Annotated in this window: 25 protein-coding genes; 13 read left to right on the plus strand and 12 right to left on the minus strand. The window is 43.3% G+C overall.

Annotated elements, in window-relative coordinates; translation table 11 throughout:
* Positions 1-116 precede the first annotated feature (116 nt).
* Positions 117-869, plus strand: coding sequence for an ABC transporter ATP-binding protein (locus V6D42_RS08285; protein ID WP_333512895.1), 753 nt, complete (start codon positions 117-119; stop codon positions 867-869).
* Positions 869-1,621 (plus strand): ABC transporter permease, encoded by a 753-nt coding sequence (locus V6D42_RS08290; RefSeq protein WP_326130639.1) that lies wholly within the window; start codon positions 869-871, stop codon positions 1,619-1,621. Before V6D42_RS08285 ends, V6D42_RS08290 begins: the two co-directional genes overlap by 1 nt.
* Positions 1,622-1,664: 43 nt before the next feature.
* Here the strand turns inward: V6D42_RS08290 and V6D42_RS08295 are convergent, their stop codons facing one another.
* Positions 1,665-2,477: a uroporphyrinogen-III synthase gene (locus tag V6D42_RS08295; RefSeq protein ID WP_333512896.1), complete on the minus strand. Its 813-nt coding sequence runs from the start codon at positions 2,475-2,477 to the stop codon at positions 1,665-1,667.
* 180 nt (positions 2,478-2,657) lie between these two features.
* On the opposite strand from V6D42_RS08295, the gene V6D42_RS08300 reads away from it, so the two are divergent.
* Complete coding sequence (locus V6D42_RS08300; protein ID WP_333512897.1) at positions 2,658-2,843, plus strand: hypothetical protein; 186 nt, start codon at positions 2,658-2,660, stop codon at positions 2,841-2,843.
* A 37-nt stretch (positions 2,844-2,880) separates the two neighbouring features.
* Here the strand turns inward: V6D42_RS08300 and V6D42_RS08305 are convergent, their stop codons facing one another.
* Together V6D42_RS08305 and V6D42_RS08310 are read right to left on the minus strand one after the other, a co-directional pair.
* A complete protein-coding gene (locus V6D42_RS08305; RefSeq protein WP_333512898.1) occupies positions 2,881-4,059 on the minus strand; it encodes a macrolide family glycosyltransferase in 1,179 nt (392 codons plus the stop codon).
* Positions 4,060-4,081: 22 nt separating this feature from the next.
* Positions 4,082-5,272 carry a cytochrome P450 gene (locus tag V6D42_RS08310; protein WP_333512899.1) on the minus strand — a complete coding sequence of 397 codons (1,191 nt, stop codon included), beginning with the start codon at positions 5,270-5,272 and terminating at the stop codon, positions 4,082-4,084.
* A 389-nt stretch (positions 5,273-5,661) separates the two neighbouring features.
* Here V6D42_RS08310 and V6D42_RS08315 point away from each other — a divergent pair, with 389 nt between their 5' ends.
* A complete protein-coding gene (locus V6D42_RS08315; protein ID WP_326130642.1) occupies positions 5,662-5,940 on the plus strand; it encodes a hypothetical protein in 279 nt (92 codons plus the stop codon).
* A gap of 31 nt (positions 5,941-5,971) precedes the next feature.
* On the opposite strand, the gene V6D42_RS08320 is transcribed toward V6D42_RS08315, so the two are convergent.
* The 4 genes from V6D42_RS08320 to fdhF form a co-directional block, all read right to left on the minus strand.
* Positions 5,972-6,598, minus strand: coding sequence for an NUDIX hydrolase (locus V6D42_RS08320; RefSeq protein WP_333512900.1), 627 nt, complete (start codon positions 6,596-6,598; stop codon positions 5,972-5,974).
* A 72-nt stretch (positions 6,599-6,670) separates the two neighbouring features.
* Positions 6,671-7,312, minus strand: coding sequence for a DUF4352 domain-containing protein (locus V6D42_RS08325; protein ID WP_333512901.1), 642 nt, complete (start codon positions 7,310-7,312; stop codon positions 6,671-6,673).
* A gap of 197 nt (positions 7,313-7,509) precedes the next feature.
* Positions 7,510-8,070, minus strand: a complete 561-nt coding sequence (locus V6D42_RS08330) for a DUF1641 domain-containing protein (RefSeq protein ID WP_333512902.1) — start codon at positions 8,068-8,070, stop codon at positions 7,510-7,512.
* On the minus strand, positions 8,063-11,020 hold the full coding sequence (gene fdhF / locus V6D42_RS08335; RefSeq protein WP_333512903.1) for a formate dehydrogenase subunit alpha: 2,958 nt from the start codon (positions 11,018-11,020) through the stop codon (positions 8,063-8,065). Before fdhF ends, V6D42_RS08330 begins: the two co-directional genes overlap by 8 nt.
* A gap of 146 nt (positions 11,021-11,166) precedes the next feature.
* Here fdhF and V6D42_RS08340 point away from each other — a divergent pair, with 146 nt between their 5' ends.
* Both V6D42_RS08340 and V6D42_RS08345 read left to right on the plus strand, forming a co-directional pair.
* Entirely contained in the window at positions 11,167-11,736 is a 570-nt protein-coding gene (locus V6D42_RS08340) for a YjgB family protein (protein WP_333512904.1), read from the plus strand.
* 100 nt (positions 11,737-11,836) lie between these two features.
* Entirely contained in the window at positions 11,837-12,229 is a 393-nt protein-coding gene (locus tag V6D42_RS08345; protein WP_333512905.1) for a ribosomal maturation YjgA family protein, read from the plus strand.
* Between the two features lie 14 nt (positions 12,230-12,243).
* Here V6D42_RS08345 and V6D42_RS08350 read toward each other — a convergent pair whose 3' ends face one another.
* Positions 12,244-13,143, minus strand: coding sequence for a DUF2268 domain-containing protein (locus V6D42_RS08350; protein ID WP_333512906.1), 900 nt, complete (start codon positions 13,141-13,143; stop codon positions 12,244-12,246).
* A gap of 125 nt (positions 13,144-13,268) precedes the next feature.
* Between V6D42_RS08350 and V6D42_RS08355 the strand changes: the two genes are divergently transcribed.
* Positions 13,269-13,436, plus strand: a complete 168-nt coding sequence (locus tag V6D42_RS08355; RefSeq protein WP_333512907.1) for a YjfB family protein — start codon at positions 13,269-13,271, stop codon at positions 13,434-13,436.
* A 127-nt stretch (positions 13,437-13,563) separates the two neighbouring features.
* Positions 13,564-14,037: a YjfA family protein gene (locus V6D42_RS08360; protein ID WP_168747468.1), complete on the plus strand. Its 474-nt coding sequence runs from the start codon at positions 13,564-13,566 to the stop codon at positions 14,035-14,037.
* 49 nt (positions 14,038-14,086) lie between these two features.
* Here the strand turns inward: V6D42_RS08360 and V6D42_RS08365 are convergent, their stop codons facing one another.
* The gene (locus V6D42_RS08365; protein ID WP_333512908.1) at positions 14,087-15,487 is read right to left on the minus strand and encodes a polysaccharide deacetylase family protein; all 1,401 of its coding nucleotides are present in this window, start codon (positions 15,485-15,487) and stop codon (positions 14,087-14,089) included.
* Positions 15,488-15,762: 275 nt separating this feature from the next.
* Between V6D42_RS08365 and V6D42_RS08370 the strand changes: the two genes are divergently transcribed.
* The 4 genes from V6D42_RS08370 (at position 15,763) to V6D42_RS08385 (ending at position 18,431) form a co-directional block, all read left to right on the plus strand.
* A complete protein-coding gene (locus V6D42_RS08370; RefSeq protein ID WP_326201839.1) occupies positions 15,763-15,999 on the plus strand; it encodes a spore coat protein in 237 nt (78 codons plus the stop codon).
* A 151-nt stretch (positions 16,000-16,150) separates the two neighbouring features.
* Entirely contained in the window at positions 16,151-17,113 is a 963-nt protein-coding gene (gene cyoE / locus V6D42_RS08375) for a heme o synthase (RefSeq protein ID WP_333512909.1), read from the plus strand.
* A 492-nt stretch (positions 17,114-17,605) separates the two neighbouring features.
* Positions 17,606-17,914 carry a YjdJ family protein gene (locus V6D42_RS08380; RefSeq protein ID WP_326191953.1) on the plus strand — a complete coding sequence of 103 codons (309 nt, stop codon included), beginning with the start codon at positions 17,606-17,608 and terminating at the stop codon, positions 17,912-17,914.
* Between the two features lie 322 nt (positions 17,915-18,236).
* Entirely contained in the window at positions 18,237-18,431 is a 195-nt protein-coding gene (locus tag V6D42_RS08385) for a DUF4177 domain-containing protein (protein ID WP_024121010.1), read from the plus strand.
* Between the two features lie 234 nt (positions 18,432-18,665).
* On the opposite strand, the gene V6D42_RS08390 is transcribed toward V6D42_RS08385, so the two are convergent.
* The 3 genes from V6D42_RS08390 to V6D42_RS08400 all read right to left on the minus strand — a co-directional run bounded on the left by V6D42_RS08390 (position 18,666) and on the right by V6D42_RS08400 (position 20,694).
* Positions 18,666-19,433 carry a MerR family transcriptional regulator gene (locus V6D42_RS08390; RefSeq protein ID WP_333512910.1) on the minus strand — a complete coding sequence of 256 codons (768 nt, stop codon included), beginning with the start codon at positions 19,431-19,433 and terminating at the stop codon, positions 18,666-18,668.
* Positions 19,434-19,605: 172 nt separating this feature from the next.
* Positions 19,606-19,704: a YrzO family protein gene (locus tag V6D42_RS08395; protein WP_333512911.1), complete on the minus strand. Its 99-nt coding sequence runs from the start codon at positions 19,702-19,704 to the stop codon at positions 19,606-19,608.
* An 18-nt stretch (positions 19,705-19,722) separates the two neighbouring features.
* Complete coding sequence (locus V6D42_RS08400; protein WP_333512912.1) at positions 19,723-20,694, minus strand: DMT family transporter; 972 nt, start codon at positions 20,692-20,694, stop codon at positions 19,723-19,725.
* A gap of 128 nt (positions 20,695-20,822) precedes the next feature.
* Between V6D42_RS08400 and V6D42_RS08405 the strand changes: the two genes are divergently transcribed.
* Positions 20,823-21,689 carry a LysR family transcriptional regulator gene (locus V6D42_RS08405; protein ID WP_333512913.1) on the plus strand — a complete coding sequence of 289 codons (867 nt, stop codon included), beginning with the start codon at positions 20,823-20,825 and terminating at the stop codon, positions 21,687-21,689.
* Positions 21,690-21,774: the final 85 nt, after the last annotated feature.

The raw sequence follows: 21,774 nt of genomic DNA on the forward strand, positions 1-21,774 counted from the left end.
GCGGCTAGAGAATGGGCGAAAACCCGTTCTCCTTTCTTTTTTAACTCCTTCCAAAAGAGACCTGTTTCACGTTATATTTATGTAGAGTCTAAGCCCAACTGAAAGGTGATATTTTAATGGAAGCAAACAATCAAAAAGACGATATACCAGCGATCTCATTCACATCTGTGCGAAAAAGCTATGAACATGAGGGACAAACCTATGACGTATTGAAGGATGTCACCGGAGACATTCAACAGGGAGCAATCGTGGCCGTTTTGGGCCCTTCCGGTTCAGGAAAAAGCACACTGCTGTCAATGTGTAATTTGATGAAAACACCGGATCACGGTGAAGTGAAGATATACGGAAAGGAAGTCAGAGACTGGAATGTGAATAAACTAAGGCGGACGGCCGCACTCGCCTTTCAATCGGCTCCCGTCCTTGACGGAACGGTGCGTGACAATTTGGGTCTGGTACAGAAGCTGCATCAAACCCAGCTTTACTCTCCTGAAGAGCTCGCCTCACTGACAGGCCTGTCTCCAGAGCTGTTAGACAGGAGCGCCAAGGATTTATCCGGCGGACAGCGGCAAAGGCTGTCACTTGCTAGAACACTCGCAAACCCTTCCTCCATCCTATTATTGGACGAAATTACATCTGCCCTGGACCCTGTTGCTGCTCTGGAGATTGAAGAGCTGATCAAAAGGCAGCATCAAGAGAAAAAACTGACGGTGATGTGGGTGACCCATAACATGGAGCAGGCGAAACGAGTAGCCGATACCATTTGGTTTATGGCTGATGGCCGGCTGTTGGAAATCGCGGAGACAGACACATTTTTCTCGCGTCCTCAGCATGAAGCAGCCCGTGAATTTTTGAAGGGAGGCACACGGTAATGGATTACCTTTCTCTCTCATTAACCATGATCTTTGTGCTGATTGCCTTGTTTTTATCAAAATCCTTTAAAGCCGGCGTTGAAAAAGATATGATAATCGCAACGATCCGGGCGGCGGTACAGCTGCTTGTGATCGGTTATGTGCTGTCGCTGATATTTCATGGAGACCACCCTGTGTTTATCCTGCTGATGGTGCTGTTAATGCTGGGGGTGGCGGCCCAAAACGTCGTCAAACGAAAGAAAATGAAAATCGGTTCTTTTTGGAGGGTGTTTCTGGCCTTAGCGATTGTAGAAATCGTCACCCAAGGCATTCTTCTGGCGCTTCACATCATCCCGCTTACCGCACGGTATGTCATCCCGATCAGCGGAATGGTCATCGGAAATTCGATGGTGCTCGCGAGCCTGTTTTTAAACCGGCTCAGCTCCGAGGTCGGGGTGCGCAAGGAAGAAATTCAATTGATTTTGTCGCTTGGCGGCACACCAAAACAATCCATACAGCATATCCTGACTTCCGCTATGAAAATGAGTATGATCCCAACGCTCGAAAGCCAGAAAACATTAGGGCTCGTCCAGCTTCCCGGCATGATGACCGGCCAAATCTTAGCGGGCGCCGATCCGATTCAGGCGGTTCGCTTTCAGCTTTTGATTGTTTTTACAACGATGGCGTCCGCCGCGCTGACATGTGTGATCTTAAGCGTGCTGACATACCCGTCATTATTCACCGCGCATCAGCAATTGAAGGAAAATGGATAACGACAAAGCCGCTTCCCATTTGGAAAGCGGCTTTTAGTACTGGTTATTCCTTTTCTTCATAATACTTGGACAGCTCAATAATCATCGCGCCCATCCGCTCAATCTCCGGTGCTAGCAGCCTTGTGATGCCTACTTCCCGCAGCGCTTCAGCAGTCACTTTTCCGACAGCCGCTGCGATGACACGCTCTTCGAATACAGCCTTCACTTCATTGATAAACCCGCGCTCCTTGGCAAAATCAAACAGAGAACGAACCTGAATTGCCGTGGTAAAACAAACAGCATCCAATTCACCATTCAGCAGTTCCCGGCATAACTGTTCCACCGTTTCCTTCTCTGGCGGGATATGCTGATATGGAAGGATTGGCAAAACTGAAGCTCCTTTTTCTTTCAAAAATGCTATGAGGGCAGGCGCGTTTTCTCCGTGAAGCTGCACCATTACTTTTTTTCCTGAAAAATCGTAAGGCTCCAAGGACCGGATCAATCCGCTGGTTGTCCCATCTTCATCAGAAGCCTCTGCTATGATTCCGAGCTTTTTTAACGCAGACAATGTTTTGTACCCTCGGCATGCCGCTTTAGCCTGGCGAATCGCCAGCAGGAACTCGTCCTTTACGCCGATTTTCTCTGCCATCTTCACAAGCGTCTCCGTACCGATGCCTGTCGTAAAGATCACCCAGTCGGCTTTTTCTTCCGCAAATTTGCGCAGCTCCGGCTCCACCTGTTCCTCTGCCAAATATACCGTTCCTTGGAGAGAACGGACGACAGGAATTCCGCCCTGTTTTTCAATGATTGTGCTGATTTCTTCCGTTTTCCGAGAACCGCCGATCGCAACGCGTTTTCCATGTAAACCTTTCCCCATATCCGTTCCTCTCCTCTTTGCCAGCTTAGGCTTTATATGTATATAACCTTTAATAAAGCTATTGTGTCGCAAATCAAAGGAGAAATCAAGATGAACCAAATGTCTCTCATTACCCGTTGAATACACCGGGTGCATGCTATAATATAAACAATAGACACGTTTTTTAACGGAGGATCGATCATGGAAACAAAAGAAGAATACGATACAAAAGGCTACGACACATCGGTTATTTACGAATTCAACGAATATCCCGACGTCCATAGCGGACGCTGTGATAACTGTGATTACACACTGTTCAAAAGCTCCGTAAAAGGCGGAAAGTTTTTGAGAGAATGCCGGAGATGCGGGATGAAAAAAAACATTTAAACAGAAAACCGAAATCAAATTGATTTCGGTTTTTATGTTACTGCGGTACAGCGGATTTTTTTATAAACGCTTCAATCTCAGCTGCCGCACGCTCCGCTCCGCCTGCTTCTTTTACATCCTTCTGCATATTCTTGACGCGGCTGAGCACCTTTTGATCACCGGATACCGCCTGAACCGCTTCCTGCAGCCTGGAAACTGTCACTTCCTCTTTCGGCAAATAAACGCCAAGGCCTAATTCATCGACACGCTTTGCAGTGAGCTCCTGCTCATACATTTGCGGAATGACGACGAGCGGCACACCGGCATTCATCGCTTCCATCGTACTGTTCATCCCGCCATGAGAAATAAACAAATCGGCTTTCGCCAATACCTCAAGCTGCGGCACGCTTTGGCGAATGGTAAAGTTAGCAGGGATCTCATCCAGGCTTTCAGGATCAATCGTTTTCCCGACAGACATAATCACTTGCCATGAAGAATTCCGAAATGCCTCGATGCACATCTTATAAAACTCCGGCCATGCGTTAAACGCCGTTCCTAATGAAATCAGCATAAGCGGGCCATCACCCTTTTCAATTTCCAAACTTTCTTGTTCCGTCCGTTTCCCAAGGGATGGGCCGACAAAACAGAAACGGTCATCGAACGTCTCATGCTGAATCTGAAAAGACTTCGGCATAAAGACAATATTTAATGCTTCCGGCACAGCTAACTGTTCAAATGAAACAGCCGGCAATTGCTCTTGCTCCAAATAGGCTTTAAATTCAGCCTCTGCTTCTTTCATTTTTAACAGCATGTCTTCACTTCCGAGCTGAAAGGATTCATTTTGGGCATATGAGGAGCAAAGCTTGATGACCGGTATATCAAGCTTGTCAGCAAACAATTTTCCCGCTAGCGCAATAAAATCATAGATAATCAGATCAGGATGATCATTCTGATATAAATCCTCAAGCTGCGGAAGAATGCTAAGTGATTCTTTTAAGAGACTGATCGGCGTCTCATTTTTTTCTATCATCTCCCTGATTTGCTTAGGATCAATATTCAAGGATGTATGATAGATCAATGCTTCTGCACCGGCTTGCTGAACACTGGCGGCGAACTCCTCAGTCGTCGCATATGTGACACGATGCCCTTTCTCACAAAGCTTCTCCACTAATGCAAGCGTAGGATTGACATGCCCGTACGCCGGGATGTTGATAATCGAAATATGGTGCTTTTTCATAAATCTCCAGTCTCCTTATCTATTAAATTTTCACTCGGAAGCTTTTTAATCCGTATATCACACTGTTTTTAATCGGAGTGATACTGACGCATTCCATATGAGGAAAAGCAGAAATCAAGGATGTTAACGCGATCTTTGCTTCAAGACGGGCAAGCGGAGCCCCGAGACAAAAATGAATGCCGTGGCCAAACGCAATATGCGGATTGGGATGGCGGTGAATATCAAACATGTGCGCCCTGTCAAACTTCGCTTCATCACGATTTGCTGATGCCACAAAAGCCAGAACCATATCACCTTTTTTCATCTGATGGCCCCCGATCTCCGTATCCCGCTTGGCAATGCGTCTCAAAACAGGTGCGGGCGATCTGAAACGCAGAGCTTCCTCCACCGCCTGAGGCACCAGCTCTGGATGCCGCCGCAATTCGTCATAGACGCCCGGCGTGTCTAAAATGCTGTACATCGCGTTTGAAATCAAGTTCGTTGTCGTTTCGTTTCCCGCCACCAGCAGCAATGTACAAAACGGAATCAGCTCTTCTCCGGAAAGCTTTTCGCCGGTTTCTTCCGCTTTAATTAAAATGGAGATGATGTCTTGTTCCGGTTTCTTCCGTTTTTCTTCTATGATGCCGGCAAAAAACGCGGCCAGTTCTTCCTCGCACTTGTTTCGCTCTTCCAGAAAGACTTTCTCCGCCTCCTCACTTCCATCCCTTGGTGTGCTCACCAATATATCAGACCATGTCTTAAATGCATCCATATGCTCTGAAGGCACGCCTAAAAGCTCGGATATCACAATGACAGGAAGCGGATATGAGAAATCTTGAACCAAATCAAACTCGCTTCGTCCCTGAAACTTTTGGATCAGTTCATCTGTGATTCCCTGAATTCTCGGTTCCCATTGCTTCATCACGCGCGGTGTGAACGCTTTATTCACAACAGAACGGATTTGCGTATGCCTTGGCGGGTCCATATTAATGATCGAATTCCCGATAGAACTTGTCTGCTCCGGCATATAACTGGAGAAAAGCTCTTTATCCCCAATGACTTTTTTGACATCATCATAAAGAAAAACGCTCCACACTTCATTTTCTTCATCAAAGGAAACAGGCGCTTCCTTTCTCATCGATTCGTACCACGGAAACGGATGATAAGCATCCTGGTTATTTTTTCCGTTCATCAATGCACGCTGCAAAGCTTGTCGCCGATTTACCACATTCATGCGTTTTCCCTCCCCATAAAAGAAAAGATTCAGCAATTGACGAACTTCATCACCTCCTGCTATCGAAAAAAAGAGGGACATCCATTTTGTCGTCTGAAACAGCAGGCAGGTTTTCAAGATGCCGATGCAGGCATCATATAATCCCCCTCGAATGTTGTTCATCTTACCATAATCTTTCAATTTTTTTCTATTACGCACACCCGATTTGGTTCACAATGTGACCTTAGGCATGCCCATCCATATTAGAACCGCAATCAATAGCTTATGAAAATCTCACACGCCATCCTCATTCGCAACATAAGCACTACTTTAAAAGATGACTTTTCCATTATGTAATCCAAGCGCAAGATATGATTAAATAGAAAGTAAAATGGTGAAGGAGAGAACAAATGACAGCACAGATCAACCGCAAGAAACTCGTTGTCGGCATCGTACTTTCACTTGCATTTGTATTGTTTGTGTTCTCTTTTTCTGAGAGACATTCAAAACCGCTCGTTGAGGGAACAAAACAGGAAAACTGGCATACTGTCGTTGACAAAGCCTCTGTCGACATATATGGAAGCCGTTTAGTTGAAGAAAGCAAACTAAAACAAAGGCTCGGCCATAAACAAGCTGATTCGGTACTAACCCTTCTGAAGCTTGCCAGCCAAAAACATATTGTCTTGTAAAACAAAAAAGAGCCAGAGGCTCTTTTTTTGTTTAATCAAATACGATTTTCTTATCCGGATAACGCTGAAAGTCAAAAAGCATGCTGAGCTGTGACTGAGTGTTTCGTTTCGGAGAAAGCGGCGGGAGCCTGTCTTCCGGAAAAAAAGCGGCATGATTCGTCTCAATCCCGGTTTTCTGCTGCCCGCCCGTTATGCTGCATTCAATGAAGATCTTATAGTAATGATAAGGCTGAGGGGGGTGAGGATGCTTATGGCTGTCCAGCACGGCCAGTAATCGAGAAGGCACTGTATCGTACCCCGACTCTTCTTTGATTTCCTTGATCACATTTTCAGCGGGCGATAATCCAATCTCACAAAACCCGCCCGGGAGTGACCACAAATCATCATGCTTCTCGCGGACAAGCAATATGCGATTCTCTCGAAATACCGCGCCGCGAACATCCGCCTTCGGTGTTGGATAGCCTTTCTCGCCTTTCCATAAATCAGTGATGACTTCAATGTCCTTCTTCGAGTAATCCGCCATCATCTCTGAGCTGAGCTTCATCAGCTCTTCGTACCTTTCCCTGTCATACACATCCTTGGAAAAAGCAAGCCCCGACTGTGCGATCGCCTGAATCCGCTGGGCCCGTTCAAGCCACTTGGTTTGCACGTTTATCATTCGTCCCTTCACGTTATTTGTCACTATAAAAAAGCACGTTTCTCCCTTGATGAAAACGTGCTTTTTTTAATGTTAATTATCTAATTTTATCAAATAATCTATATTGTATTTTGCGCTTTCTTCAATTCTATCACTTCTAGTATCTATTAAAAAAGGGTTATACACCAATGTGTAATTTCTCTGTTCCCCTTTAGGTATTACATAACTAACTACTCCTGTCACCTTTTTTCCTGACGCCAGATTCCCCCCCAAAAACATTCTTCCTTTATCCTCCAACGAAATAACAGTACGAACTGATTTATTTTTCTTGTCTTTCAGATCTAATCCGAATCGGTTGTATTCCATTGAACCTTTTCCCACGTATTCCAAGGTCACTTCTATAATTAACCGCTCTTCATCACCTTTTACTGTTTTTATTTTTTCAGATTCTTTTCCACCTAAATCTCCATATTTGCCATCCTGATCACGATCCACTTTATTCACCGTGAAATTAATATCATTTACTTTAATTGTTTCGCCTATTTTATGTATTTGATCATCTTTTTTGATCTTTGGCTCCCCGCCTTTTTTCAGTTCCTTATCAAGTTCCTTTTCAAGCTCTTCTTGCGTTTTTTCCTTCGGTTTTTCCTTCTCTGACGCATTACTCGATTGGCTGCACGCTGAAAGCGCAAACCCGATCGTCAGTACAAATAATAGTAATAAGACTTTTCTCACGGCTGATCCCCCATCTAAAGTAATCATTTTCTATTATAATCATATTTTCCCTTTTCTTAACAGGTAAGAAAGTAGCAAATTTATCTACATCATTCATTACAAAGTCACTTCTTTCTAGTATTTAAACATTTTTCACTAGTCCATTAGACCTTTTCATCAAAAAACCCGAGCTGGCAGCAGCCGGCTCGGGTGGGTGGTCAATCTCGCTTATCCATTCCCCTTTTCTCTCGGGGTTCCTGATGATGTTTTTGATGCTCCGGAGGCTGAGTTGTGCGTTCCAGCTCCTTTGTATCTTGTCCCATTCCTTTTAAAAAGGAGAACAGCAGCGTTACCGCTTTGTTGATTTCCGGATCTTTGAGCGAACGGAGAAGATCAAAATAACCTGTTTTTTCTTGGCCGTCTTTCTGTTCTACTGCATTTGCCACACCGGCATTCACTTTCAAAATGAGTGGCTCCAGCTGTTTGACATCCAGCATGCCAAGCGTTCCAAACAAGAGAAGCAGGTTTTTAAGCGTATTGGCCGTTTCCTCTGTATCTGCCTTTTTCACTAGGATGTCAAGGACTTTATCACCTTGGCCAAAAAGCCCCCTGAGCAAGGGCAGCACGCCCCGTTCGTTCATATGCCCAAGCATATGAAGTGTCTCAAGAATGGCTTCTTTGTTGTCGACTAAGGCATCTTCGATTTCTTCTAAATCACGTTTGCGCTGATCTTCTTCGGTCACCTGTACTTTCTGAATGCGTTTAATCGCTTTAGCCATTGTGCCCAAGCCCCCTTTTCACTGCGTCGCCAGGGAAAATGTAATCCTTCCGCGCCCATTTCTTATGAACCTGCACACCAATTTGCGGCTGCGGGTTTCCGTTGCGGTGATTGATTTTAGGCAGCGGATTGATTCCATCCTGCTTCAAGATTTCCATCTTCGCTGATGTTTCTTTGTAAGCAGGCGTGTCGGTATCCTTGTCTGCGTGGCTGCCTGTTAACAGGTTAATCGCCGCTTCCCCAGAATCGTTCATTGGCAGATACACTTCCTTCCCTTTGACACGATCGGTGATCAGGCATTTCACCTTCACATTTCCAAAAGGCGATGTGAGTCTGACAAGGGTTCCGTCCTGAATTCCCCGTTCTTCCGCTAGCTCTGGAGAAATTTCTAAGAATACATGCGGCGTTTTTTCAGAAATGCCTTTTGATTTATACGTCAGGTTTCCTTCGTGGAAATGCTCCAAGAGCCTGCCGTTATTTACATGGATATCATATTCTTCACTGAACTCCTCGGGCTCAGTCCATTGAACCGGATAAAGAATCGCTTTGCCGTCCGGGAAAGGAAAACGCTCTGTAAAGAGTAAAGGCGAATCCTTCCCATCAGCACTTACAGGCCATTGCAGGGAATTGTAGCCCTCAAGACGTTCATAGGTTACTCCTGCGTAAATTGGTGACAGCATTGCAGCTTCTTCCATTATGTCGGAAGGATGCTCATAATTCCAATTGGCCCCAAGCTTATTCGCTACTTCCATAATAATCTGCCAGTCCGGCTTTGATTCACCCAGAGGTTCAAATACCTGGTATAAACGCTGAATACGGCGTTCAGTATTTGTAAAGGATCCTTCTTTTTCGAGGCTCGGGCTCGCAGGAAGAACAACATCTGCAAATTCTGCCGTCCGAGATAGGAAAATGTCCTGCACAACAAAGAAATCAAGCTTTTCATATGCGGCGTGCACATGATTGATATTTGAGTCGACAAGACCCATTTCCTCCCCTTTTACATACATCGCTTTCAGCTGTCCGGAATGGATTTTTTCAATCATTTCATGGTTGGTCATGCCCGGCTCCTTCGGCAGCTGCACACCCCAGGCTTGTTCGTATTTCTTGCGGACTTGTTCATCCTTCACTTTTTCATAGCCCGGCAGGCTGTCAGGCATGCTTCCGAAGTCACTTGCTCCCTGAACGTTGTTATGGCCGCGTAATGGATAAGAACCCGCACCCGGTTTTCCGTAGTTACCTGTGACAAGCAGCAAATTTGAAATCGCAGTGCTTGTATCGCTGCCTCCAATGTGCTGTGTCACACCCATGGCCCACAACGCGCACACACTGTCAGCCTCATCAATCATTTCAGCCATTTGAATCAGGGTTTGTCTATCAATTCCGGTTTTCTCCTCTGCATATTCAAGTGTGTACGGCGCAAGGCTTTTCACGTATTCATCCCGGCCGTTGACCCTTTCCTGCAAGAAGCGTTCATCGGCCTTGCCGCTTTCAATCAGATATTTGGCGATAGCATTCAGCCAGACGATATCTGACCCGGCACGCGGCTGGACAAATAGATCAGAACGCTCAGCCATTTCGTGTTTTCTGATATCGGCCACGATGACCTTCTGCCCTCTCAGCTTGTGAGCCCGTTTAATACGGGTAGACAATACCGGGTGCGACTCTGACGTGTTCGAACCGATAATCAAAACTAGATCTGCCTGGGAGATATCTGTAATCGATCCTGAGTCACCGCCATATCCGACTGTCCGGAACAGGCCGGCAGTAGCCGGAGACTGGCAATAGCGCGAGCAGTTATCCACATTATTTGTGCCGATAACCCCTCTGGCCAGCTTTTGCATCAGGTAGGATTCTTCATTCGTACATTTAGACGACGTGATAAAAGCAAGTGAGTCAGGGCCACATTCTTCTTTCAATTCAGTGAACTTGCCGGCGATCAGTGTTAAAGCTTCCTCCCACTCTGCTTCCCGGAAATGGTCACCTTCGCGGATGAGCGGTTTTGTCAGACGCTCCTCGCTGTTTACAAAATCCCAGCCGAACTTGCCTTTTACACAAGTGGAAATGCCATTGGCAGGCGCCTCCTCCTGCGGCTCCACTTTCAGAATATCTCTTCCCTTTGTCCAAACATCAAAACTGCAGCCGACACCGCAATAGGTGCAGACGGTTTTGGTTTTTTTGATTCGTTCATCACGCATGGCAGATTCCATGTCAGAAATGGCGAGAATCGAGCCGTAACCTGTCTCTACGCCTTTCGTGATCTCAATCATCGGGCGCAGTGACTTGTTATTGATGCCTGTTAAATATCCTGCTTCCCCTTCCATTCCTTTCTCCATCATCGCGTTGCACGGACATACGGTTGAACAATGGCCGCACGACACACATGATGACTCGTTAATCGGCACGTCATGATCCCAAATGACGCGCGGGCGTTCCCGCTCCCAGTCAATCGTCAGTGTTTCTGTCACCTGTACGTCTTGGCATGCTTCGACACAGCGGCCGCACAAAATACATTGATCAGGATCATAGCGGTAAAACGGATGGGATTCATCCTTATGATAAGGCTTTTGATCAAACGGGATGCTTTGGTGATTGATTTTCATTTCCTTCACCGTATTATGTATTTCGCATCCTCCATTGTTGTAATCGCAAACTGTACAGTAAAGCTCATGATTATATAAGATTTTATCCATTCCGATGACCTGTGCCTTTTTCACATCAGACGAAAGCGTATCAATGACATCGCCATCCTTTATTTCAGCAGAGCATGATCTCTTCAGCTCACCATTGATGCTGACGATACACGTATCACATGTTTCAATCGGCCCAAGGCTCGGATGATAGCATACTTGCGGCACTTCGATTGAACTGTTATTCAACAACTGCAGCACCGTCTGGTCTCCGGCTGTCTCCATTTCAACGCCGTTTATGGTAACTTTTTTTGTGTCCGCCATCTCCATTCCCCTTTCTTGCGTTTATATACCGAATTACCCATTTCAGTTCCCTTACATGTGCTGATTAAAACATACAGAGCGCATAGGAATGTTTTAATGCACGAACACCGGGAAACGACATGATAGACAAAAAGGGAGGGATAACCATGAAGAAAACCATTTCCGCATTAACAGCGGCGGCAGCACTGTCAGGCACTGTTTTTGGCTTTGGGACGGCAATTCCGGCGAAAGCTGCCGCTCAGGCAAATCCGCCTGCTGAAGAAACAACCTCATCATCCGCTGAGCTTGTAAAAAGTCTTTATAACACCGCTTTTACAGGTGAAATGCCGCAGCAGGTACAAGGTCTTACGATAAACAAAAGCACAAAAGGGGATGTCCATGCCAAGATGGGAGAACCGGAAAGACCAGCTGGAGGAGGAAACAATATGTTTGATTTATACAGCTGGAATATGGGAAATCCCGGCTACGGCTTTTCCTATAACAAAGACATGACCATTTCAGAAATCCGTTACTTTGGAACAGGAGTAGAACGCCGTCTGAATCTTGGAGGGGTTACACCGGATGTACTGAGCGATCAAATTGGCCCCGCCGATCGAATTTTAACTGTCCCATTCTCGGATGAAATCGACTATATCTATGATACTGGCCGCTATGAGCTTCATTTCGTCATTGGCGAAGATCAGACAGCCAACCATGTCAATCTAAGAGCAAGATAAAGTACCTGCGGCTGTTCAGCCGCTTTTTTTATGGACAAAGTGAGGATGGATTCCTTACAATACATGGGAGGAAAAATGCGAGAAGAGGTATCAATCATTAATGAGAAGGAACCGGTTCATATATGCGGCCTTTGCAATACTCATCATTGGGTTGGGACTGGGGTCAAGAGCGTTCTCCAGTTTTCTTCCGGCTATCGCCAATGCCTATCTCGGAGATGCGCTGTGGGCCGTAATGATTTTTACGGGCTGCGGCTTTCTGTTTCAGACGATGAAAACCATCACGACAGGCATTATCAGCCTTTCATTTTGCGTTCTCATTGAATGCAGCCAGCTGTACCATGCTGAGTGGATCGACCGGATCAGGGACACTTCGCTCGGCGGCCTCGTGCTGGGATACGGATTTTTATGGAGCGATATCATAGCTTATACGATGGGAATTGTCACCTGCACACTCATAGAGCTGATCCATCAAAACATCAAAAAGCGCCGCTGACGTGACGCTTTTTCTTATGTCGAGAACAGTCCGCACTGAGACAGAATCGTCTCTGTATCCAAGAGCGTGGCCTCCTTTATATCGACCCGGTGTTTATTCATAAAAGACTGAACAGCGTGATATCCAACCGCATATCCGGCAAAAGCAGATAGTCCGGCCGGCTCAAAGCCTTGCGCTTTTGCTATTTGATCTCCAAACATGTAACGGCTCACCTCCGAAAAGCCTTTTACATCAATCACCTCTTTTATAACTTCAATGGAATATTGCAAATCGTCCCGATCAAAGCGAGTAACCCAACGGCCTAATTGTTCTTCGCCAAAGAACTCCCGCGCAAATGACTCAGCCAGCCCTTCAATGACAAGATAATCCCCGACTGACACAGACCCCCGGTGAAAATCAAAATACGAAAACCGCAGATTATGGTGAAATTCATGGGCAATAATCGATGAAACCCTCAGAAGGTTATAGCTGTTCGGATACATCCAAACGTGAATAAAACCTGGAATTCCCCCAAACCCGCAATACCCTTTTTGCAGCTTCAGCTTGTTTGGATCAGCAATGTAAAGCCCGAACCTCATTTCTTCCGCATTTACTCGCAGCTTTTCACGCTCGGCAAAATGTATACACTGCTGCAGCGCAGAGGCAGCAGTCTCGGCAATATGCAATTGCTGCAGTTTTCTCAATGCTTTCTGTCCGGTTTCAGCATCACACACATCCAAATAACCAAGCATCTTTACCGCCATCATCACATCATATCCATTCGGTGTCTTCGCTTTTAGCGGAACCTGTATGGCGCGCCACATTTTTTCAAACGGTCCCATCATCGTATACCGAAACTCGTCCTCTCTTTCGTGTTCTTCCATCGAAAACAGCTTTTCATATTGCTGAAAGGTCTGTTCTATTACGATATTCATCCTAATCCCTCCTTACGAAAAAGATACAGTATGCCGCAGCGTAAGGGTCAACAGAAAAAATTAAGCCTTTCTGCCCTATAAAACCAAAGCGGGCCGCCGATAGGAAAGGCATAGGAGGTGTAGCAATGGATATTCCTGCATTATCAGTTGCCATGCATCAAGCAAATCTGGACCAAAATGTTAATATTGCTTTAACGAAAAAGATGCTGGACACTGCCCAGCAAAATGCGGATCAAACCCTTAAACTGATTCAGCATCCGACGCTTGGACAAACCATTGACTTAAAAGCTTAGAACTTCACGCTAAAGGCGGCCAAGAACACCATCTCCCGGCCGCCTTTGTTTTTCAAAAAAAAGCATGCATGTTTTTCTCTTTCCTCCGTATGATTTATTGTTTGTCATTTTAAGGAGGTCAGGAAAAATGAAAAGAATGGTAAAAAAGGTGTCTTTGGCGTTGTTTGCATTCGTATTTATTTTTGCCGTTAAGGGAGCACCCGCTCATGCGGAAACGCATGCCTACGATGGAAAAAGCCCTTATTACAATGATTGTGCGTCCAGTGCCACCACAAAAAAATCTTCTAACTTAGTGAACGCAAACAATCAAGTCATCGGAGTCGTCGAGCTCAAGTTCAGCAGTACATGCAAAACGGCATGGGCAAAAATCACGATGAACAACACCTTGACAACAGGCTATGAAGCAAATGCGGAAATAACCCGGAACACAGACAAAAAGAGATATAACTGTGACTCTGCAGGCGGCAATGGCAAAGCAGTGGCAGGCCAAAAATCTTGTTATACGCCTATGGTCTATGACTTAGACCCGAGAACCTCCTACGCTTTCGGTAAATATTCAGGCCCCAACCTGAATGTATGGGCAACCACAGGCTCTTATTAAAAAGAAAAAGGCTGTCCAACGGGCATTTCCCGCGACAGCCTTTCCACATTTATTTAGCTTCCCTTTGTTTTTTTACCTCTTCAAGCTGAGTGACCGTCACCAATTGATAGCCTTGATCTGTCAGTTTTTTAATAATTTCATCGGCCGCATCAGCAGAAGTGCCGTAAATATCGTGTACTAAAATCGTCTTACCGTCAGCCGCGTGGCTCATGACTCGGTTGACAATTGTGTTTTTATTTCGGTCTTTCCAATCTTCCGGATCAATGTCCCATAACGCGACATCCATTTTCAGCTTGCTACGCAGTTCATCATTAATTCCCCCATATGGAGGCCGCACAAGCGCCGGACGATACCCGCTTATCTTTTCAATTATGTCCTGCGTGTCATTGATCTGCTTTAATGCCTCTTTCACTGAAAGCCTTGTGAGAAGCGGATGGCTCCATGAGTGGTTCCCCACTTCATTCCCTTCTTTCAGCATTCTTTTTAACGTTTCCGGATAATATTGAACCCTGCTGCCCAGCACAAAAAACGTTGCATGCCCCTCATATTTCTTCAAGGAGTCCAGTATCTGATTTGTTGTCGCAGGATTCGGGCCGTCGTCGAAAGTAAGCGCAATGACTTTTTTATTCGGATCAATTGTTTCTTCTTTGGGTAATGAAATGACTTCGTGCTTCGGTTTTTGTTCTTTGATTTTATTTTTGTTTTTCGATTTATCAATATATTGTTCTTTCAATATATCTTTTAAAAGATGTTTCTTAATCGCAATCGACTGCTCTCCCAGATAGCCCGCAGCGACTTGATATGTATCAAAATAAAACTCGATATAATCTTCCTTGACGGCAAAACGGCTGAAATTGTCTTTTGCTGGTGCAGTTCCCTCTTTTAACAGTTCGTCGTCCGCTGCAATGTCCTTATTCTTTTTAAGCTCATGATAAGCGATCAGCGAAAGCTTTTGTAAATAATCCGATTCCTTTTTAAAAATATCATCAATAGAAAGAAAGGTTTCCTTACTAAAATCAAAGTTAAATGTTCTTTTCACGGTTTGTCCATGAGCGCCGCCTATGTATTTATATTCAGTAAAGACCACTGCCGCTGTCTGCTTGGCGTAATGAACGATTTCGTAATCGATGTTGAGTTCATTGCGCTTTTTTGTATGCTCCTGATCAGCATCTCTCGTTTCCTTTTGAAATTGCTGAACCTCTTTCTCTGCGAAACGCTTTAATGCCGCATCCATTTTTTTATTTTTAAAAACAGGGTAGTTGACCGCGTAATTAAATGTTTTCCCGTCATTCACAAGCGTAGCGATCTCTACATCTCCATACTGAGAATCGGTTTTCACTTGATTCATGACCGTTTCTTTTTTTGATGTATTATGGCAAAAGCCTATGACCCCTGCCACACAAACGACTGCTAGTAATAATTGAAACCATTTGATTCTTTTCCCCAACAAAACAAATTCCTTCTTTCGTAATCACTTCGATTTATATTCCATCAATAGATTCAGATAATGTTCTTTAGGCTTTTTCGTCCCAATAAGAAATGTTTTTGTAACATTAAAGTAACATTTATTTCACATTTGTAATATTAGGAGATTTAGAAGTTCTTGTCAATCCCTTTCTAAGGATTTACTCATTAAAAAAAAACAATCTGGTCAATGGACATACACCCATTTGTCATATCAGGAATAAGGTAAACAGAATAAAAAATGCTAGGGAGGTAACCCTCTTGGAATTTCCTGTGAATTACGACCAGTATGACCAAGTTTCCCCTTTTGATGAAAGACAGCCCTATTACTACCCGCGTCCGCGCCCTAGACCGCCCTTTTATCCGCCTTATTATTACCCAAGACCGTTTTATCCGTTTTATCCACGTCCGCCTTACTACTACCCGCGCCCTCCTTACTACCCTTGGTACGGATACGGCGGCGGATACGGCGGCGGATATGGAGGATACAACAGATAGCAGGCGTTATGTACCGAAAATGGGGGCAGTCCAGCTCCCCTTTTTTTGTATAAATATTGACAATATCATGACAAATACAGGAAATAATTGTGATCTGGCTGGCCTCTTGGTACGATAACAAAAGCATGCAGTTTAGGGGAGGCGTCTATTTTTGGAGAATTCAAGAGTTTCTGCTCCGATTTCTGAAACAACATACATAAAAGCCTCGAACCGCGTATCTATTTACGATTTTATAAAGCTTGCAAAACCCGGCATTATCATATCAAACTCAATAGCAGCCTTCGGCGGATTTTGGATCGCATTTGTGAGCTCAGAAAAACCATTAACGGGACTCGCTTTTTTCATGACAATGGTGATGGCAATGCTTGGGACCGCGTTTGTCATGGCTTCCGGCACTGTCTACAACAACTATTTTGATCGGCATATGGACGCAAAAATGGAGCGCACCCGCAGCAGGGCCTCAGTTACAGGAAAAATGCCGCCGGCTTTAATCTTAACGTATGGCTCTGTTTTAGGAATAGCAGGTCTTGCCATGCTGTATTCCCTCAATCCTTTACCTGCAATTCTCGGACTGGCCGCCTTTATTTTTTATGCCATCTTCTATACAGTATGGGTGAAACGGGCCTCGGTATGGAGCACATTTGTCGGAAGCTTTCCGGGAGCTGCTCCGCCGCTAATGGGTTATTGTGCCATCACAGGAGAAATCAGTGTAACCGCTGTCATGTTATATGCCATTATGTTTCTGTGGCAGCCCCCGCATTTTTGGGCCATTGGGATAAGACGCAAAGAGGAATATCGAGCGGCTGGTGTCCCGCTCTTGCCTGTTGTAAAAGGAAACCATGTAACGAAAGTAAAAATGATTCAATATATTGTAGTCCTGGTGCCGGTTACGCTATTATTTCCTTTTTCTCTCGGCACCGGCCATATAAGCCCATTTTATTTTTTAACTGCCTTGGTTCTCGGAGGTATATGGATCAAAAAAGGCGTCCATGGATTCAAAGCAGACGATGACGTAAAGTGGGCAAAGGATATGTTTGTCTACTCGCTCATTTATTTTTGCTTGCTGTTTTTTGTCATGACGATCGATTCCTTAGTAATGTTTTTAATCAGATGATGTTGCAAAAAGAGCCACACATTAATGTGACTCTTTTTTGTTTGGAAAAACAGTATCTAATAGAAATGTCATGATGAAAAACACAGCCGTGCAAATCAAAAATCGTACGATTTCCGTCAAAATCCAGCTATGGGCAATACTCATATCATCGGTTTCCTGAAGAGCTGCACATATTGAAAAAATAATAAGTATGTATTTTAGAGATTCTTTTTTCATGGACACCATCACTTTCTGGATATGATCACCAATATCCAAAATAACACATAGCTGAGAGCCACAAAAGACGAAAGAGTAAAAAAGCACCACCCAGGCTGAACCAAAATTCCAATGAAATACATAATGTCTATCTATTCTAAGATATGAAACTAAACCAGACTAAGGTCTTTTCCACTATCAGTCCCAATCCGGAAATAAAGAAAAAATTGTCGAACTGCCTACATTATGGTAATATATGATTTGCTTTTCTCATGTTCATTGATTTGGAGGCATACGATGAAAGGGATTGTTTTAGTTGTTCAGCTTGGATTTTCATTTATGGCTTTTCTGTTTTTAGCCGCTGTCAATTGGTATCAGGGAAGCGAGCTTGTTTCAGATCAATTCGATTGGAATTACACAGCCAAAATTTCAAAGTTGCTTAACGGCATTGACACCATCACCAGCCCCACACAAATTTCACAGCTGGACTTTTTCATATACTCTGCGAAACACTATCCAGTCATGAGTATGCTGATGATCTGTTCGTTTTTATATGTGTTATTATCACTTGTTTTGCTAATCCGCGATTGCCACACGGCTCGGTAAAAAATATGTCATTTCACATGCCCCATTGAAACTTCATAAAAGGAGCACCGTTATGATCCTCTCCCCCTTTTTTCTAAATCGCCAGTTCATCTAGATGATAGGACAAGGCGTACCTCGCTCTCGTCCTTGATTCCGACCATTGGCTTTTTTTGAAAATCAGCATCACACGATTAGTGCTGGTCAATTAGAACTGCGTGAATATGATCAGAACTCGAATGTTCTTGAGCCGTTAGTTATTTTCGGTATGTTCATCTTTTGTTTTCCCATCTTTCGGAAACTTTTCTCTCGCTCTTTCGTATAACCTTAGAGGAGGTATCACATGATGAAAGAGTATGAATTCGTTAGAGTCGAACTTAGTACCATGAGAAGAAGACCCAAAGAAGACTACCAACAAATCATCCGTGATTATGCTCAAAGAGGATGGAAGTTTATTCAGATTTTCGCCCCTAGTATAGACGGGTATGGAGCAGCTGCTTATTTTGAAATGATATTTGAAAGAGATGTCGAGGATGCTTAGTCTTTATGGCTAAGTATTCTTACATACATTGATAAAGACAAATTCAAAAAAGCTTACAATTAGTAAGCTTTTTACATTTTTCAGGTCCCGTGCTACCTTACATTTCAAACTTTTTGAAGCCAGTAAACAAGAGGATTCCCCATCATTACCAAGGAAATACTCTTGTTTATTTCAAAAGTGCTTCAAACTTCGCTATCGTTTTCGCCCGATAACGTCCATGCATCAGTTGCATGCTTAATCATTTACTTTCCCCGTATATACATAGATCACCTGTCTTAGAAATTCAGCTAATCCCTCACCATGTTGATCGTAATATCGTTTAAAGCGCTCATCTGATACATACATCTCCCCTAGACCTGCATGCGCTTCTTTGCTATAGTCGCTCCAATGATAAAGAAGCCATTTTTTGTGCAATTCCGCCGCTTTCAATGCATCTTCACTTTTTGGATTTCCTTCTTCAAATGCTTTTTTAAGTTTTTCAAACATTTCTTTTTCTGTAGCGGTCAGCTCTTCATATTGCTCCTTTGTCATATTCAACACTTTTTGATTAGCTTCTTCCACCACTTCTTCGCCGTACTTTTGACGTATTTCCGCTCCGTATTTCCTTTCGTTTTCTTCCACAAGCTCTTTTTTAAATCCGGTAAATTTCTCTTCATCTCTCATCTTTTCATTTCTCTCCTCTGCATGAATTGTTTTCTCTACATTTTCGATAAGGCTATCAATCCGGGCTCTTTCTTCTAAAAGCTCTGCATGATGATCCTTTAATGCTTTCTGACGATTAAAAGATGGGGAAAAGATTAATTTTTTTATCTCCTCTAATTGGAAGCCTAACTCTCGATAAAATAAAATGTGCTGTAATTGGTTGACTTCTTTTTCCCCATAAATTCGGTATCCAGATGAATTAATCCGTGCTGGCTGTAGAAGGTTAATCTCATCATAATACCTAAGCGTTCTTGTGCTGACTCCCGCTAATTTGGCTAACTTCTGAACGGTATATTCCATTTCTTCTCCCTCCTTATACAGTAACCGTACACTTTAACGTAACGTGAATGTCAAAGCTTTTTTTTAAAAAAAGATCTCCTTGAATGTTTCAAGGAGATGATGTATCTACAACTTGTCATATACCGAATTATTTGGTGTCTTTATTAAGAAGTTCTTTTAAAAGTTGATTGAACTAATCCTGTTGTTTTATATTTTTGCGGCCATTTCGATTAATTGCTGCTAGTTCGCAAACAATTCCAGCCGAAATAAAAAACAATAAACCTTCAAACATATAGCATCCTCCAACGTTTTAAGAAATAGTCAACTGTGTTTGTTCATTTTCTAAAGACTGCTTATCATTTTTATCTTCCCTACGCTGAAAAATGTTATTTAGAATAAGTGCTGTCATGACAAGCAGTGTTCCTGCTACATCAAAAATGGTGATTTTAGATCCTTGTATCATCATGATCAACAATGTAGTAATGGGAACAAAGTTAATAAATAAAATCCCGTTAATGGGTGATAAAATTTTAACACCATAGTTCCAGCTAAGGAGAGCTACGATACCTGGTAAAGTAATCATAAAGAATAAGTCATACTTAATTTCAGCAATCACATTTATACTAGGTATAGACACGTATCCTTGAGCGGTGAGCGCAGCTGTTAGAATACCCGTTATAGCTGTACCAATTAAACATGTCAATGTTGAATAGCGCAGTGTAGACCATTCTTGAAACATCTGTCCTCCCATTGTATAAATCACCCATCCCACAACACCCATTAAAATAAAGCTTAGCGGAAACAGATTATCTCTCAATGTATAAAAGAAACTCATATCACCTTTGGTAATAACAAATGCGGCACCAAAAAAAGCAATCATAATAGATAGAATCTTATATTTTTTCGGCTTCACATGTTTATACCCCCAAAGGATAAAAATAGAAATGATTGGCATCAGTGCCTCTGCAATTGACGCAGTCATGATTCCAGACTTCCCCATCAATCTTTGGCCCCAAAAAATAAAAACATTGTATACAGTAAACGCCATCACACCAAAAAAAATGAGCAATTTTGCTTTACCCTCTAAACGAAATGATTTTTTCCCCTCCCTCACCCATAATAAAATCACTAAGATAACTGCTGCCACACCGTATCGAATAGATGAAAAATAAAATGGATCAACAAATGCTAATGCGTGATCTGCAACTGGAAACATTGCGCCCCACGACATACTTGCTACTAAACATGTGAGGACACCAATGAATAATTGGCCGTTTTTCATTGTCATTCCCCTCCTTTTCTTGTATTGACAATGAGAATTATAAAAAGAGGAATGACATCATGTAAAATGAATAAAAATGATGAAAACCATCATTTATAATGATATTTTAAATGAAGGAGGGATACCAAATGGAGCTGCGAGACTTACAAATTTTCCAAAGCGTTGCCCATCACAAAAGTATTACCAGCGCTGCAAAGGAATTAACCTATGTACAATCCAATGTAACAGCACGTATTAAGCAATTAGAAAACGAACTCAAAACACCTCTTTTCAATCGGCATAAAAAAGGGGTAACATTAAATCCCGAGGGCCGAAAAATGCTTGAATACGTGAACAAAATCTTGATAGATGTTGAGGAGCTAAAACAAGTCTTTCTTGATAGTGATATACCGTCGGGAATATTAAAAATCGGGACAGTGGAAACAGTGAGGATACTGCCGACCATCTTAGCCTCCTATTATAAAAAGTATCCTAACGTTGATTTATCATTGCAGGCTGGCTTAACAGAGGAACTGATTGAGAAGGTAACTAACCACGAATTAGACGGGGCTTTTATATCAGGGCCAATTAAGCACTCCATTCTCGAACAATATGATGTCAATACTGAAAAACTTACTCTAGTAACAGCAAATAAAACGTTTCAAATAGAGGATTTTATAACGACGCCGATCCTTGTGTCTAATCAAGGATGCGGATATCGTTCCAGGCTAGAACATTGGCTCAAAGATGAAGGTTTACTTCCAAAAAGAATTTTGGAATTTAACATTCTAGAGACCATTTTAAACAGTGTTGCACTTGGTCTTGGAATCACAGTCGTACCCGAATCTGCCATTACACATCTTTCAGCCGCAGGTAAGGTTTATTGTCACCCGCTGCCTGAGAAGTATAGCATGATCTCAACCATCTTTATTCGTCACAAAGACGCTTACATGACACATTCGATGCGCAGCCTGCTGAAGACGATTAGTGAGCATCAAAAGATGAGTATGTCTTAAGGACATCTGCGACTGCTTTGTTCTCACCGCCTAACTGATGCATATTCCTGTGAACGGTAAATAATCAAGAGCAAGCACCAACTCT

It is taken from the genome of Bacillus sp. 0909A (assembly GCF_036765115.1).
Lineage (GTDB): Bacteria > Bacillota > Bacilli > Bacillales > Bacillaceae > Bacillus > Bacillus mojavensis.